The following is a 14,482-nucleotide window of genomic DNA, read 5'->3' on the forward strand; positions in this document are numbered from 1 at the left end:
TAAGACTCCCGAGCAGATCCGCGCCGTGGACTTCGACATCGCCCACATGCGCGCGAGCTACGTGCGCAATGCGCTGTCGCACGCGCCGGAGGGCTACGAACCCACCGCCGAGGACATCGCGTTCCTCACCGCCGACACGAACTCCGACGAGGCGACGGTACAGGCAACGATCGCCCAGCTCAGAAAGGCGTAGCGCATGGTTCGCGAAGACACGTTCGAGCACGCGCACATCTACCTCAGCGGTCTGACCGACGAGGAACTCAAGATGCGCTTCTGGGACCTGACGCAGGAGATCGTCGACCCGCTGGTCGAGTTGGCTCGCACGCATACGTCGCCGTCGATCGAGCGCAGCGTGCTGATGCGCATGGGCATCGACTCACAGACGTGCGTCGCCGTCGTGGCGGAGTGCGAGAAGCGCACACTTCTCGGCCACGGGGCGGGGCATGTGGTGCTCGTGTGCATGCAGGCGCTCGACCTCGACGCGCCAGCCGTGGCTCGCAAGCTTGCCGACGGTGATGCGGACGCGTGGGAGATCGTCGACGCGAAGTGGGGGAGCGCGAAATGAGCGAGACGCTGCCGCCGCTCATGCCCAACGAGAAGCTCGATATCGCCGCGTTGCTCGACGGCATCGAGAACTACCGCCCGAGGAGGTTTGGCTGGCACTGGCGCACCAAAGTGGCCGACCAGCGGCTCTACGAGTTCACGTATCGCGAGACATCGGAGCTGCTCAAGAACAGCATCCCGCTGCCGGCCGCTCACTACTTCGACAACATCGACCCACAGCCTGACTGCGTCATCACGACCGAGATCGCCTCGGGACGCTTCGAGGACGACATCCGCCGGATGCGCATGGCGGCCTGGCACGGCGCCGACCACATGATGGTGATACGCACGGCCGGTCAGAGCCACATCGACGGCCTGCTCGAGGGCACGCCCGAGGGTGTGGGCGGCATCGCAGTGACGCGCAAGCAGTGCCGCGTCACTCGGCGAGCACTCGATCTGATCGAGGACGAGGTTGGTCGGCCGATCAACTACCACAGCTACGTCAGCGGTGTCGCCGGTCCGGAGATCGCCGTCATGTTCGCCGAGGAGGGCGTCAACGGTGCGCACCAGGACCCGCAGTACAACGTGCTGTACCGCAACATCAACATGTACCGCAGCTTCGTGGACGCCGCCGTGGCCAAGCGCATCATGCGCTCGGTGCGCATGGTGCAGATCGACGGCGCGCACAACGCCAACGCCACGGCGGTCAAGGCATGGAAGGTCATGCCCGAGCTGCTCGTTCAGCACGCCATCAACTGCGCGTTCTCGGTCAGCGTAGGCATGCCCAAGGAAGACATCGCGCTGTCCACCGTGCCGCCGGACGCCGCGCCCGCCCCGTGCATGCGCATGGACTTGCCCTACGCAGTGGCGCTGCGCGACCTGTTCGGCGAGTACCGGATGCGCGCGCAGCAGAACACGCGCTACATGGAGTCCGACTCGCGCGACGCCACTGTGAGCCACGTCATGAACCTGATGATCTCGCGCCTCACCAGCGCCGACATCCAGTCCACAATCACGCCCGACGAGGGCCGCAACGTGCCGTGGCACTACAACAACATCCACGCGGTCAACACCGCCAAGCAGTCGCTCATCGGTATGGATGGCTTGCGCGAGATGGTCAAGGTCGACCGCGAGAATGCGGAGCTTCGCAACAAGGTGCGCGAGCTCAAGGAGCGCGCCGTGCTCTTCCTCGAGGCGATGATCGCCGACGGTGGGTACTTCGCCGGTGTCGAGGAGGCGTACTTCGTCGACTCGGGCGAGTACCCCGAGACCAACGACGACGGCATCCGACGCTACGCCGACGGAGGTCTGGCCGAGGGCACGATCGTCGAGCGTGCCGACGACTACATCGCGCCGGTCTGCCACCACTTCGGGGTGAACCACCTGCCGCGCGGCGTGGAGAAGCCTTGCCACGCAATCGGCGGGTGCACGCTGTGCGATCGCGACAAGGTCCCCTTCATCGACGAGCTCGATCCCGAGGACAACGTCAACGTCCGCCTCGCCCGCACCGCCGAGATGCGCGAGAAGGGCCTGGTCAAGCCGGAGGTCGAGTGGGCGGGCGACGGCATCGTCTCGGTCACGATGTTCCTGCCGGTCTCCGAGCGTATCGCCGAGGCGGCCGCGCTGGAGCTGGGCCGATCGATGAACCTGTCCGACGTCGAGGTCATCCACAAGCAGGTCATGCACCCCGCCGAGGGCACGTTGGTCGAGATCAAGGGCTGCCTCGATGTCGCCATCGACCCGTCCACGCTCGTCATCACCGAGCCGGCCGCGGTCCTGACCGACGAGGAGATCCGCGAGTTCGTCGCAACCAAGAACGTGCGATGCATCGCGGCGACGGTAGGCCTGGACGAGCACTCCGTCGGCATGCTCGAGATCGTCGACATCAAGCACGGTGGCCTCGAGAAGTGGGGCTTTACCTGCACGTACCTGGGCACGTCCGTCCCAATCGAGAAGGTGCTGGACGCCGCCATCGAGCACGCCGCTCAGGTGGTGCTGATCTCCACGATCATCACGCATGGCGACATGCACCGCACCGCCATGGAGAAGCTCGCCGACCTCGCCGCCGAGAAGGGCATCCGCGATAAGGTGCTTCTCGTGGCTGGCGGCACGCAGGTCACCGACGAGCAAGCGCGTGGCTGGGGCATGGACGCAGGCTTCGGCCGCAGGACCAAGGGCATCGATGTTGCCAGCTTCATCGTCAAGACCATGCGCGAACGTGGAATGTGAGGTCGCACCCGATGCCCGTAGCGCGCCACATCGACGCGCTCGTCGCCGAGATCGGCTCAACCACCACAGTGGTCTCGGCGTTTGACGGGCTGACGGACGAGGGCGAAACGCCGCGGCTGCTGGGTCAGGGCGTGGCGCCGACCAGCGTGCTGCAGGGCGACGTCGGTGTGGGCGTGGCTGCGGCGCGCGCGCAGCTAGAGGCGGCCACCGGCCCACTCGATTCAGGCATCACCGTCGCGACCTCCTCGGCGGCTGGCGGGCTGCGCATGACGGTGCATGGGCTGACGCAGAAGATGACCGCGATGGCCGCGCGCGAAGCAGCTCTGGGCGCTGGTGGTGTCGTCGAGTACATGACGGCGGGACGTCTGCGCGACGCCGATCTGGGGCGCATCGACCAGGTCGCGCCGAGCCTCATCCTGCTCGCCGGTGGCGTCGAAGGCGGCGACACCGATACCGTGCTGTACAACGCCGAACGGCTGGCGGGTCTTAAGTCGCGGCCGATCGTTGTCTACGCGGGCAACTCGCTGGTCGCCGACGAGGCGCGCGAACTTCTTGAGGCCGCCGGCTTTCGCGTGCGGATCACAGCCAACGTCTATCCGGGCATCGACGAACTCGAGATCGTGCCTGCACGCGCCGTCATCCACGACGCGTTCGAGGAGCACATCACGCACGCGCCCGGCATGGAGCGCATCGGCGAGTTCGTGACCGGCCGCATCCTGCCCACGCCCGGCGCCGTGCTGATCGCCGCCGAGCTGCTCGCCGAAGCCGTGGGCGACCTCGTTGTGGTCGACGTCGGCGGAGCTACCACCGACGTGCACTCGGTCACCGACGGAAGCCCGGAGATGGCGGCGATAGCTACCGAGCCCGAGCCGCACTCCAAACGCACGGTCGAGGGAGACCTCGGCGTCTTCGTGAGCGCCAGCCACGTCGCAGCGCTGCTGCCCGAGGGCGAGCGCCCAGCGACCCTGCCGCCCGCAATCCCGTCCACTCCCGAACAAATCGCTGCTGCTGCGCTGCTCACCCGCACGGCGGCCGTCGCGGGCGTGCAACGCCACGCGGGCGAGCTGCTGCAGCTCTACACGCCGCGCGGCCGCCAGACCGTCGCTCGCGGCCGCGATCTGACCGCCTGCCGCTTGCTGGTAGGCACTGGAGGCGCGCTCACGCGGCTACCCGGCGGCGAGGCTATGCTGGAAGCCACTCGCACAGGTGCGACCGGCAGCGAGCGCCTGTTGCCTCCCGCCGACTCGCGCTGCGTGCTTGACCACGACTACCTGCTCGCCGCGTGCGGCGCGCTGTCCACGCACTTTCCCGCCGACAAGGTCGTGGCGCTCATGCGCGCCAGCTGCGGCCTGTAGAGGAAGGCTCAGACGCATGCTCGCTCGCGCCACACTCACTATCGACCTCGGCAAGATTGAAGAGAACGCACGCCGCGTCGTCGCGGCACTGCCCGGCATCCAAATCGTGGGCGTCACGAAGGTGACCTGCGGCGCGCCCGAGGTTGCGCGAGCGATGCTGGCGGGGGGCGTGGGTGCTCTCGCCGAGTCTCGGCTGGAGAACGCGGCCAGACTGCGCGACGCCGGTATCTGCGATCACATCTGGCTGTTGCGCGCACCCACCCCATCGCTTGCCGAGGACACCGTGCGCCTCATCGATATCAGCGCCATTAGCGAGCTCGCAATCGCCGAGGCGCTCGATGCTGCGGCCGCGCGCGTTGGCCGCGTGCACTCGATTCTGGCGATGGTCGACATCGGCGACCGGCGCGAGGGCATGATGCCGTCGGAGTTGCCAGCGTTCCTCTCGGCGGTAGAGGCGATGGGAAACGTCGATGTCTTCGGTATCGGAGCGAGCCTGACGTGCTACGGCGCCATCGTGCCGGATGAGGAGAACCTCGGCCTGCTCGCATCGCTTGCGCAGGCCGCGCAGACGCAGCTCGGGCGCCCGCTGGTCGTCTCGGGCGGCAGCTCGACGTCGATCGACCCGATGATGCACGGCCGCGGACCTGCCGCGATCGACAACCTGCGGATCGGCGAGGCGATCGTCTTGGGCGTCGACCCAGCGACACGCCTGCCGATACCCGGCCTCGACCTGCACACTGACGCGCTGACGCTCTCGGTGCCCGTCGTCGAGTGCATGCGCAAGCCTTCGATGCCCGCCGGGACGTCGACGCAGGACGCGTTCGGCACTACGCCGTCGTTCGTCGATCGCGGCGAGAGGCTCCGGGCGATCGGCGCGCTCGGGCGCCAAGACGCGCCAGCCGAGGGCCTGACGTCGCTCGATCCGGGCGTCGAGATCCTCGGCGCCTCAAGTGACCATCTGGTGCTCGACGTCGAGGCGCTGGCCAAGCCACCGGCGATCGGCGAATCGCTGGCATTTCGTCCTGGGTACGCTGCTACTCTGGGACTGTTCACGAGTTCGTATGTGGACAAACGCTTCGTCTGATCACAAGGAGCCATCACGATGACCGCAGGATCTCGCCCCGTCCGCGCGCCGCGCGGTACCCAGCTTTCCGCGTTGGGCTGGCAGCAGGAAGCCCCGCTGCGAATGCTGATGAACAACCTCGACCCCGAGGTCGCCGAGCGACCTGACGACCTTGTCGTCTACGGTGGCACAGGCCGCGCCGCGCGCAGCTGGGAGGCGTTCGATGCGCTCGTGCGGACACTGCGCACGCTGAAGGTCGACGAGACGATGCTGGTGCAGAGCGGCAAGCCTGTGGGCGTGATGCGCACGCACGAGTGGGCGCCGCGCGTGCTGATCGCCAACAGCAACCTCGTTCCCGACTGGGCGACGTGGCCGGAGTTCAGGCGCCTCGAGCATCTCGGGCTGACGATGTACGGCCAGATGACGGCCGGTAGCTGGATCTACATCGGCGCGCAGGGAATCCTGCAGGGCACCTACGAGACGTTTGCCGCAGTCGCGCACAAGCGCTTCGGCGACACGCTCGCCGGCACGCTCACAGTCACCGGAGGTTGCGGCGGCATGGGCGGCGCGCAGCCGCTCGCCGTCACCTTGAACGGCGGCGTGGTGCTGGTGGTCGAGGTCGACCGAGGGCGCCTCGAGCGCCGCGTGCACGAGCGTTACCTCGACGAGTGGACCGACAACATCGACGACGCCGTGGCCCGAGTGCTGGCGGCAAAGGCCGAGCGTCGAGCGCTCTCCGTCGGCCTCGAGGGCAACTGTGCCGGCGTGCTGCCTGAGTTGCTTCGCCGCGGCATCGAGGTCGACATCGTCACCGACCAGACCTCTGCGCACGACCCGCTGTCCTACCTTCCTCTGGGCATCAGCGTCGAGGACTGGCATACGGAAGCCGAGCGCGACCCCGAGGGCTTCACGCTCAAGGCCCGCGAGTCGATGGCCAGGCACGTCGAGGCGATGGTCGGTTTCATGGACGCTGGAGCCGAAGTCTTCGACTACGGCAACTCGATTCGTGCCGAAGCAGAACTCGGCGGCTACACCCGCGCCTGGGAGTTCCCCGGCTTCGTGCCCGCCTACATCCGACCGCTCTTCTGCGAGGGCAAGGGCCCGTTTCGCTGGGCCGCACTCTCGGGCGACCCCGCCGACATCTACGCCACCGACAAGGCGGTGCTCGAGCTGTTCCCGGACAACGATCCGCTGCACCGCTGGATACGTCAGGCGGGGGAGAAGGTCGCTTTCCAGGGCTTGCCCGCCCGCATCTGCTGGCTGGGCTACGGCGAGCGCGACAAGGCCGGCGCCCGCTTCAACGAGATGGTTGCCGACGGCCGCATCAGCGCGCCGATCGTCATCGGCCGAGACCACCTCGACTGCGGCAGCGTCGCAAGCCCGTACCGCGAGACCGAGTCGATGCTGGATGGCAGCGACGCAATCGCAGACTGGCCGCTGCTCAACGCGCTCGTGAACACCGCCAGCGGCGCGACGTGGGTCTCCATCCACCATGGCGGCGGCGTCGGCATCGGCCGCTCCATCCACGCCGGCCAGGTCTGCTGCGCAGACGGCACCGAGATGGCCGCGCAGAAGATTGAGCGCGTGCTCACCAACGACCCCGGCATGGGCGTCATCCGCCACGTCGACGCTGGCTACGACCGCGCGATCGAGGTCGCCGACGAGCGCGGCGTGCGCATCCCGATGCGCGAGGGCGACGGGGGCGCGGCGTGAGCGGAGAGGCGGCGGCGCCCATGCGATCCACGCTGGTCACCGGCATCGGCGAGCTCGTCACCTGCGACTCGTCGCTCGGCGACGGCTCGTCGCTGGGGGTACTGCACGACGCGGCGCTCGTCGCCGATGCGGACGGCCGCGTGGCGTGGGTTGGAGCGGCGGCCGACGCGCCGAGTGGAACCGAAGACCGCATCGACGTCGAGGGCCGGGCGGTCATCCCCGGCTTCGTCGACTCTCACACGCACCTCGTGTTTGCTGGCGACCGAAGCGCCGAGTTCGCCGCGCGCATGGCCGGCGAGCCCTACACCGGCGGCGGTATCGCGACAACCGTCGCCGCCACGCGCGCGGCTTCCGACGACGAGTTGCGAGCGAGCGCCCAGCTCCGGCTCGCCGAGATGCACGCCTCGGGAACCACCACGATCGAGACGAAGAGCGGCTACGGTCTCGAGGTCGAGACCGAGACGCGCCTCATGCGCATCGGTCGCGCGCTGACGCGCGACAACACCTTCCTGGGCGCGCACGTGGTGCCGCCCGAGTACGCGAACGACCGTGCGGGATACGTCGCGCTGGTGTGCGGGCCCATGCTCGACGCCTGCCGCAAGTACATGCGTTGGATCGACGTCTTCTGCGATCGTGGAGCCTTCGATGCCGAGGAGACGCGCGCCGTCCTGCGCGCCGGCGCCGAGGCCGGGGTGCTGCTGCGCATGCACGGCAACCAGCTCGAGCACGGCCCGGGAGCGCAGATCGCAGCCGAGTTCCAGGTCTCGAGCATCGACCACTGCACGCACTTGACCGCCGACGACATCACCGGCCTGCGCGAGGGTGGTGTGGTCGCGACGCTGCTGCCGGCCGCCGAATTCTCGACCCGCTCGGTCTACCCGGACGCTCGGGCGCTGCTCGACGCCGGCGTGACCGTTGCGCTAGCAACCGACTGCAATCCGGGCAGCTCCTACGTGACGTCGATGCCGTTCGTGATCGCGCTCGCTGTACGCGAGATGCACATGACACCCGCCGAGGCGCTCTTCGCGTCCACGCGCGGCTCCGCTCTGTCGCTGGAGCGCGACGACGTCGGCCGGCTCTCGCCGGGCGCACACGCGGACTTTGCGGTGCTTGAGGCGCCGAGCCACCTCCACCTTGCCTACCGTCCCGGATCATCCGTGGTCGCCCAGACGTGGATCGCCGGTAACCGCGTCGTCTAGCCGTTCGCTCGATTTCGACAGACAGGAGTCCCGCATGCCGCTCGTACGAATCGAGACCTGGCCCCTCCCGGCCGAGACAAAGCGCGCGCTGATCACCCACGTCACTCAAGCCGTCGTGGAGGCCGTCGGCTGCCCCGATCAGGCGGTCGAGGTCATGCTCTTCGAGGTCGAGAAGGAGAACTGGGCGCAGGGCGGCGTATGCCACGCCGACCGCGTACCGCACGCGCCCAAGCCGTAGCGCGCCGACTTGCCCGACACGCGGTCCGAACGAGGTGCTCGCCTTAGCCAGCAGCGGGAGTGTCGCCGTCAGCGGACACTGCTGCACGGGCTGCCTCTTCAAACGCGTCTTCGAGACGGCCACCGCCGACCTCCTTGACTGCCACGCTGCACGCGCAGTGTAGGGCGCTCTCGAGGTCGGTCCGGTGTTTGTCGACCGCAGCGACGACAAGCGCGGCATCGCAGTTCTCGAGCATGTCGCCCAACTCGCGAAGGTCCTTCTTCGGGATGTTGCGCCAGAAGTGACCAACGATGCCGCCGACGCCCGCAAGCGCGCCAGCCTCAAGTGCTGCGCCCGCTGACATGCTACCGATCAGCGCGCTCGAGACGGCAGCCGCACCGAGCGGCGGGACGAGTACGCCGAGCAACCCGCCGATGATTGCGCCCGTCAACGCGAGGTGCTTGGATGTCGTGTCGTAGCGGTAGATCTCGAGGTCGCCATGTACTCCCTTGTTGACCACCGCCGAGGCAACGTGGCCCAGGTCGCCATGCTTGTGCAGCGCCAGAACGGACTCCTGGTCGTTCTGGGCGTCGTACACGCTTGAGTACGTTGCCACACCAACGATTGTGGAAGTCTCGGCCATTTTGGCCTCCTCCCGGGCTCAACGCACGAGCCGCGCCAACGACGGGACGTTGTAATCATCCCGCGGGTTCTGGGCGAGTAAACGGCTAGGCGTCGAGCAGCTCTGGCGCCTCGCGCTCGTCGACGAACCACTCGCGGCTGAAGTCGCCATCGGCAATCTGCTCGATGGGCATCTTCAGGTACTTGCCGCTCGCCTCGACTGCAACGGTGCCGTCCGGCAGCACGATCTCGCCGGTGCCCTCGAAGATGCGGCTCGTGTCGCGCGTGATGCGCGCGATGGCGCGCAGCGGGGCGTCGAGCGGGACTGGCTTGCGGAATCGAACGGTCAGCTCGACGGTCACGCCCCACGCATTCGGGTCCGTGATGTTCATCGCGCGCCCGATCGTCTCGTCCAGAATCGCCGAGGAGATTCCACCGTGTAGTCGTCCCGGGTAGCTCTGATGCTGCTCGAGCGGATCGAACTCGCCCACGAGCTCGCCGTCGTCGAGCTGGTAGAAGCGCGCCTTAAGGCTGTATGGGTTGTCGCGTCCGCAGACCATGCACATGCGACTGACGTTTTGCGATGCGAGGACCTTGCGACTCATAGGCGGGCGCGCCTCCAAGTTGGGTCGTGGACTGGGGGTCATGATACCCGCGGGCGCTTAGGGGAGCGACGAGAGGAAGCTCGGCAACTTCAGGCTGTAGACGTGACTGTCCGTGACGCGGTCCACGAGCCACAACAGGTTCTCGCCGTCGTAGTCGAGCCCCTCGTGATAGGCAAGCGTCGGGCGTACGTAGAGTAGCTTCGTCGTCCCATCCGTCGTGGCTGAGTACAGCTTCCCGATCTTGAAGCCGGGGCACACGTTGAGATACAGGACGCCGTCTCGGAATGCGACGCCTTGTATGCCGGCTGGAGGTGCGGGGTGCAGGGGAATCGTGCCGAGGTAGGTCCCGTCGGCGATGCGGTACTTGAACAGCTGGGTGCTGTCGAAGTACGAGGAGACGACCAGCACCGGACCGTTGCCGTCGTTCACGTCGGCCACCGTCACGCTCGAGACCTCGTGTGGCTGGTGCGTCCAGAACTTCGTGATGTATCGCATCGTGACAGCGTCGTAGACGATGATCTGCTGGAACGTGACGGCCGGATAGTTCTCGGCGACCACGTAGAGCTTGCCGTTGTAGTAGCAGCCATCGCCGAGGTGTGGCTCGATGAAGCCCGTCCACCATCCAACGGGCTGATCGATCGTGCCGGTCGCGTTCCACGACTGGTCGAAGCGCGTGATGCTACCGGTGTAAAAGATGTAGTAGTAGCCGCCTCCCGACGCCACGCCCTGATGTGCGGAGACGTTGGGCGACGAGCTGACTTCCACCGCCGCCTGCTGGATGCTCATGATCATGTCGGCCACGCCGTTGGCCGCACGATTGACGCCGGCCTTCGCGATCGCGCTCACCCGCGAGTCGAACCCCTCTGCCGTGTACGCCGACACCAGCGCAGAGTACGACGCGTGCGCGTTTGTCGCCGCCGAAACGGTGGCTGCGGCGGGGTCGGTAACTCGCTGGTAGCCGTCGTACGTGGCCCAGCTGGCATCGACAGGCCCAGCCAGCAGCCAGTCGACGCTGCTCTCGAACCTTCCGGACATGGCGTGCTCCGCTGCGCTGTCGTCCGTGTGCAGCGGGTCGCAGATATCGGCGTAGTAGTGCGCCAGCAGGCCTACGGATCGGCTTGCGGCCGAACGATCGCCGCTGCGGTACTGGGCCACCGCTTGGTTGTAGAGCGTCGCGACGCGCAGGTTCGCGGTGCCGAACGGCATGCCCCACCGGTCGTAGTCGTGATCGGTCGAGTTCGCAGGATCCGAATCGGGTTCGAGCGTCGCGGACGCCGCCACGCTCATGTCGACCCATACGGTTCCCTGTTGCCGAGCGAATGCGTTGGCTTTGGCGAGAATCCACTGGTGGGTGCCCGGCCCCGCGGCGCGGCCACCACCACTACCCCACGCCAGCGCGGCACTCGGCGTGGCAAGGCAAAGCCCGGCCACGACGAACAACATCACGAGCAAGCGTCGCCGAACCATCGCGCCTCCTTTTGGGGTCGACACCGATTCTACTCCCCGGCGGTGGTACGTCGGTGAGTACCGCTCGTTCACGGGGTAGTAGACCTGACGTGTCCCAGTTCCCGATGCAGGAGGCAACCATGGCGAACAACGTGATCGTCTGGGCCGACATCCCAGTCGCCGACCTCGACCGCGCCATCAAGTTCTACGAGCACGTCACGCAGCGGCCGGTCATGCGTATGCCGGGCGGCATAGACGCCGCAGTTCTCAACGGACCTGAGGGAGAGTATGTAGTCAGCGCGGACCTGTACGTCAGCGACAAAGCTGGCAACGACGGCGTGACGGTATACCTGAGCCCGAACGGCGACATCGATGCCGCCCTTGCGCGCGTGGTTGAGGCCGGTGGCGAGATCATCCAGGCGAAGCAGTACATGGGCGAGATGGTGGGCTGGACTGCCTACTTCCGCGACACCGAGGGCAACCGCCTGGGCTTCGAGTTCATGGAGCCGCCGCAGTAGCTCGAGCGCTTGGGCACTGCCGCTGCTATTCAACCGTTGGAGAACTCTCATGTACACAACCTGAGAGAGTGTTATGGTGCTGCCGAAAACCTCCCGGGTCCCCGGGCGAATGGGCTGTAAGCGCATCTTCCGCATCCTTCCAGGAGCGGCGATGCAGGCCAGAAGGCAGTGGAATGACTCGTAGGAACCGTGCACTCCAGCTCACGGCGTTGTTTGCGGCGTTCGCCGTGCTTGTCTCGGGCGCTGCAATGCTCTGTTTGGCGCCGAGTTTTGCCGCCGCCGCCGACTTCACGCCAGCTCGTTGGATCGGGTTCTACGAGCCGGGCGCGCCTCAGTCGATGGGGCCGCTGACCACGGTCGAGGGCGAGCTCGGCACGCACGTCGGCGTCACCACGATCTTCCGCAGCATCGCGCAGCCTTTTACCGACTCGGAGGTCGAAAACGCGGCGGACCATGGATCAATCCCGCTGATCACGTTGGAGATCTGCGATGAGTACGGCAGCGGCGACATCACGCAGTCCAACTACACGCTCAAGAAGATCACCTCGGGCACCGCGATCGTCACCCAGAGCATCGACGGGAAGCCGGTGCGCCAGTCGATCGATGCGGTACTGACCAAGTACGCCGACGATGCGCGTGACTCGGGCCACGAGATATGGATTCGGCCGCTCCACGAGATGAACGGCAACTGGTATCCGTGGGGCGGAACGGTGAATACGAACCAGCCGGCCGACTTCATCCCGGCGTGGAGGCACATCCACGACATCTTCGCCCGCGAGAACGCGACCAACGTCAAGTTCGTCTGGTGCCCCAACATCGAGAGCCTGTCCACGAACTCGGCCGGGTCCACCCTGCTCAACGCTGCGGGCAATCGCATCGCCGACTACTACCCTGGCGACGCCTACGTCGACTACGTCGCGCTGGACGGCTACAACCCCTCGAGCACGATTGACGGCCTGAAGTGGCGCTCGTTCACGAGCCTCTTTGGCGCGCCGTACGACACGGTGGCGAGCATCTCGAGCAAGCCGATATTCATCGCCGAGACGGCTAGCGTGTCCAACGGCGGGGACAAGGCCGCGTGGATCGTCGACATGTTCAGCGTGATCCCGATGCGTTTCCCCCGTGTGGTGGGCGTGAGCTGGTTCAACCAGGGCACCAGCCGTCAGGACTGGCCCATCGACTCGAGTTCCGTGTCGCTGCAGGCGTTTCGCCTCGGCGTTGCCAACGGCACGTTTGCCCCCGGTCTGAAGCTGAACGCCGTCCACTCGGGCGTCTCGATCAAAGCGAGCGCCAAGTCCGTTCGCCGCCGCCACGCGTTCACGCTGTCCGGCGTGCTGACGCCGGGGCAGTATCACGACACGCTGCGCGTGAACGTCACGATTCCCAAGCACAGAGGCTCGCACAGGTACGTGCTGACCAACAGCTGGGCCGGTTGGTCGATGCGGTACACGCCCACGGTCCGCGGTTGCTACTACGTGCGCGTCACCTATGCGGGCGACGCGACTCGTCAGGCTGGCGTCTCGAAGACCATCAAGATCGTGGTCAAGTAGCGCCGGCATCCCGCGCGGCGTGAGGCGCCCGTCCGATAGGCCGCATCCGAGGCCCCTGCACATCGTGCGGGGGCCTCGTCGGTCTCGGCGCGTCGGGCTTGCCGGCCTATCGCTTCTGGACGGGGCTCTCGCGGTAGGGTACGAATACCGGAGCTCATCGACGGAAGGCCGAACATGACGCAGCTTGATCAGAGCGCGCCCACCAACTCAACACTCGACTTGATCGCCGCGCGCACGTCCACACGCGCGTACGCCGCCACGCCCCTTACGCCCGCTGAGAAGTCCGCGATCCTGAACGCGGCGTTTCGCGCCCCCACGGGCGGCAATATGATGCTGTACTCGATCATCGAGGTGACCGACCAGGCGCTCAAAGACCGGCTTGCAGTGACCTGCGACGACCAGTCCTTTATCGCCAAGGCGCCATGGGTGCTGGTGTTCCTCGCTGACTTCCAGAAGTGGATTGACATCTTCGCGGCTTCGGACGTGGGAACGGTCGAGGTCGCCGAGGCGCGCATGACGCCGGGCCCCGGCGACCTGCTGCTGGCGTGCAGCGACGCGCTGATCGCCGCTCAAAACGCCGTGGTCGCCGCCGAGTCGCTCGGCATCGGATCGTGCTACATCGGCGACATCCTCGAGCTGGGCGAGACGCACGCCGAGATGTTCGACCTGCCGGCGCACGTGCTCCCCATCGCGATGCTGTGTCTCGGACGGCCGCTCAAGGCGCGCGAGCCGGTGGTGCGCTTCAGCAAGCACGTCGTCCACGAGAACGCCTATCGACGCCTCACCCCCGACGAACTCGCCGAGCAAATTGCCGAGATGGGCGCCGAGTACGCCCCGCACGGCATGCCCGAGGGCCTCGCCAACTACGGCCAGGCCATCTACCGTCGCAAGTTCGCCTCGGCGTTCATGACCGAGATGAACCGCTCCGCCGCGTGGTGGCTAAAGCGTTGGCAACGCGCCGAGAAGTAGGCACCGCTCGCGAAAGAATCGCCGCAACTACGTGACGCTAGCGGCACTTCGGGAACACCCTCTTACACAGCCCGCAACCCTAGGAGCCGTCCATGGATGCGATTCCAACCGTTCGTGACCTGTACCCGCGCCTCATCGACGGAGACATCGGCGTGCTGGGTTCGTTCTGCGACCGAGCGACCATCGACTCTCCGCTCGGCGGCAAGCAGCTTCCCCCGGAGTTCTTCGCCGAGACTCGCGCATGGCTTGCGCGCCACGACGCGCGAGTGGTCGACCTGCGTACCTTGAAGCTGCCGCATCGCGTCGTCCACGAGCTTACCCTGTGGCTCGTAATCGACGGTCACGACTGCGAGCTGCCGGTCATGCTGATCGCTGACATCGCTGACGAGTGCATTCGCGACCTGCGCATCTATCACAGCACGTGGCCGCTGTACGGCTCGCACCAGGTCCGCCA

15 protein-coding genes are annotated in these 14,482 nt (G+C 66.7%); 12 read left to right on the forward strand and 3 right to left on the reverse strand.

What is annotated here, in order from left to right; translation table 11 throughout:
* The 8 genes from P4L93_12200 to P4L93_12235 all read left to right on the forward strand — a co-directional run.
* On the forward strand, positions 1-193 hold a 193-nt coding region (locus tag P4L93_12200; GenBank protein ID MDR3687704.1), incomplete at its 5' end, for a hypothetical protein.
* A 3-nt stretch (positions 194-196) separates the two neighbouring features.
* Complete coding sequence (gene oraS / locus P4L93_12205; protein ID MDR3687705.1) at positions 197-565, forward strand: D-ornithine 4,5-aminomutase subunit OraS; 369 nt, start codon at positions 197-199, stop codon at positions 563-565.
* Positions 562-2,772: a D-ornithine 4,5-aminomutase subunit OraE gene (gene oraE, locus P4L93_12210; GenBank protein MDR3687706.1), complete on the forward strand. Its 2,211-nt coding sequence runs from the start codon at positions 562-564 to the stop codon at positions 2,770-2,772. The genes oraS and oraE overlap by 4 nt, the downstream gene beginning before the upstream one ends.
* Before the next feature lie 11 nt (positions 2,773-2,783).
* Positions 2,784-4,127, forward strand: a complete 1,344-nt coding sequence (locus tag P4L93_12215) for a glutamate mutase L (GenBank protein MDR3687707.1) — start codon at positions 2,784-2,786, stop codon at positions 4,125-4,127.
* 16 nt (positions 4,128-4,143) lie between these two features.
* The gene (locus tag P4L93_12220) at positions 4,144-5,211 is read left to right on the forward strand and encodes an alanine racemase (GenBank protein ID MDR3687708.1); all 1,068 of its coding nucleotides are present in this window, start codon (positions 4,144-4,146) and stop codon (positions 5,209-5,211) included.
* 18 nt (positions 5,212-5,229) lie between these two features.
* Positions 5,230-6,903, forward strand: a complete 1,674-nt coding sequence (gene hutU, locus P4L93_12225) for a urocanate hydratase (protein ID MDR3687709.1) — start codon at positions 5,230-5,232, stop codon at positions 6,901-6,903.
* 20 nt (positions 6,904-6,923) lie between these two features.
* Positions 6,924-8,102, forward strand: a complete 1,179-nt coding sequence (hutI, locus tag P4L93_12230; GenBank protein ID MDR3687710.1) for an imidazolonepropionase — start codon at positions 6,924-6,926, stop codon at positions 8,100-8,102.
* 34 nt (positions 8,103-8,136) lie between these two features.
* Positions 8,137-8,340, forward strand: a complete 204-nt coding sequence (locus P4L93_12235; protein MDR3687711.1) for a tautomerase family protein — start codon at positions 8,137-8,139, stop codon at positions 8,338-8,340.
* Positions 8,341-8,383: 43 nt separating this feature from the next.
* Here the strand turns inward: P4L93_12235 and P4L93_12240 are convergent, their stop codons facing one another.
* The 3 genes from P4L93_12240 to P4L93_12250 form a co-directional block, all read right to left on the reverse strand.
* On the reverse strand, positions 8,384-8,962 hold the full coding sequence (locus tag P4L93_12240) for a hypothetical protein (protein ID MDR3687712.1): 579 nt from the start codon (positions 8,960-8,962) through the stop codon (positions 8,384-8,386).
* Positions 8,963-9,047: 85 nt separating this feature from the next.
* Positions 9,048-9,545 (reverse strand): PaaI family thioesterase, encoded by a 498-nt coding sequence (locus P4L93_12245; GenBank protein ID MDR3687713.1) that lies wholly within the window; start codon positions 9,543-9,545, stop codon positions 9,048-9,050.
* A 57-nt stretch (positions 9,546-9,602) separates the two neighbouring features.
* Positions 9,603-11,012, reverse strand: a complete 1,410-nt coding sequence (locus tag P4L93_12250) for a hypothetical protein (protein ID MDR3687714.1) — start codon at positions 11,010-11,012, stop codon at positions 9,603-9,605.
* A gap of 119 nt (positions 11,013-11,131) precedes the next feature.
* Here P4L93_12250 and P4L93_12255 point away from each other — a divergent pair, with 119 nt between their 5' ends.
* The 4 genes from P4L93_12255 to P4L93_12270 form a co-directional block, all read left to right on the forward strand.
* Positions 11,132-11,509, forward strand: a complete 378-nt coding sequence (locus tag P4L93_12255) for a VOC family protein (GenBank protein MDR3687715.1) — start codon at positions 11,132-11,134, stop codon at positions 11,507-11,509.
* Positions 11,510-11,682: 173 nt separating this feature from the next.
* A complete protein-coding gene (locus tag P4L93_12260; protein ID MDR3687716.1) occupies positions 11,683-13,059 on the forward strand; it encodes a glycosyl hydrolase in 1,377 nt (458 codons plus the stop codon).
* A 174-nt stretch (positions 13,060-13,233) separates the two neighbouring features.
* Positions 13,234-14,028 carry a nitroreductase family protein gene (locus tag P4L93_12265; GenBank protein ID MDR3687717.1) on the forward strand — a complete coding sequence of 265 codons (795 nt, stop codon included), beginning with the start codon at positions 13,234-13,236 and terminating at the stop codon, positions 14,026-14,028.
* A 92-nt stretch (positions 14,029-14,120) separates the two neighbouring features.
* Positions 14,121-14,482 (forward strand): hypothetical protein (locus tag P4L93_12270; GenBank protein ID MDR3687718.1); only part of this gene is annotated, 362 nt, incomplete at its 3' end.

It is taken from the genome of Coriobacteriia bacterium (assembly GCA_031292615.1).
Taxonomy (GTDB): domain Bacteria; phylum Actinomycetota; class Coriobacteriia; order Anaerosomatales; family JAAXUF01; genus JARLGT01.

What these genes read in the sequence shown, in the direction of transcription:
- P4L93_12215 (MDR3687707.1), top strand. Translation starts at nt 2,784, where the DNA reads ATGCCCGTAGCGCGCCACATCGACGCGCTCGTCGCCGAGATCGGCTCA.
- P4L93_12255 (MDR3687715.1), top strand. Translation starts at nt 11,132, where the DNA reads ATGGCGAACAACGTGATCGTCTGGGCCGACATCCCAGTCGCCGACCTC.
- hutU (MDR3687709.1), top strand. Translation starts at nt 5,230, where the DNA reads ATGACCGCAGGATCTCGCCCCGTCCGCGCGCCGCGCGGTACCCAGCTT.
- oraE (MDR3687706.1), top strand. Translation starts at nt 562, where the DNA reads ATGAGCGAGACGCTGCCGCCGCTCATGCCCAACGAGAAGCTCGATATC.
- P4L93_12250 (MDR3687714.1), bottom strand. Translation starts at nt 11,012, where the DNA reads ATGGTTCGGCGACGCTTGCTCGTGATGTTGTTCGTCGTGGCCGGGCTT.
- hutI (MDR3687710.1), top strand. Translation starts at nt 6,924, where the DNA reads ATGCGATCCACGCTGGTCACCGGCATCGGCGAGCTCGTCACCTGCGAC.
- P4L93_12235 (MDR3687711.1), top strand. Translation starts at nt 8,137, where the DNA reads ATGCCGCTCGTACGAATCGAGACCTGGCCCCTCCCGGCCGAGACAAAG.
- P4L93_12220 (MDR3687708.1), top strand. Translation starts at nt 4,144, where the DNA reads ATGCTCGCTCGCGCCACACTCACTATCGACCTCGGCAAGATTGAAGAG.
- P4L93_12265 (MDR3687717.1), top strand. Translation starts at nt 13,234, where the DNA reads ATGACGCAGCTTGATCAGAGCGCGCCCACCAACTCAACACTCGACTTG.
- P4L93_12245 (MDR3687713.1), bottom strand. Translation starts at nt 9,545, where the DNA reads ATGAGTCGCAAGGTCCTCGCATCGCAAAACGTCAGTCGCATGTGCATG.
- oraS (MDR3687705.1), top strand. Translation starts at nt 197, where the DNA reads ATGGTTCGCGAAGACACGTTCGAGCACGCGCACATCTACCTCAGCGGT.
- P4L93_12240 (MDR3687712.1), bottom strand. Translation starts at nt 8,962, where the DNA reads ATGGCCGAGACTTCCACAATCGTTGGTGTGGCAACGTACTCAAGCGTG.
- P4L93_12260 (MDR3687716.1), top strand. Translation starts at nt 11,683, where the DNA reads ATGACTCGTAGGAACCGTGCACTCCAGCTCACGGCGTTGTTTGCGGCG.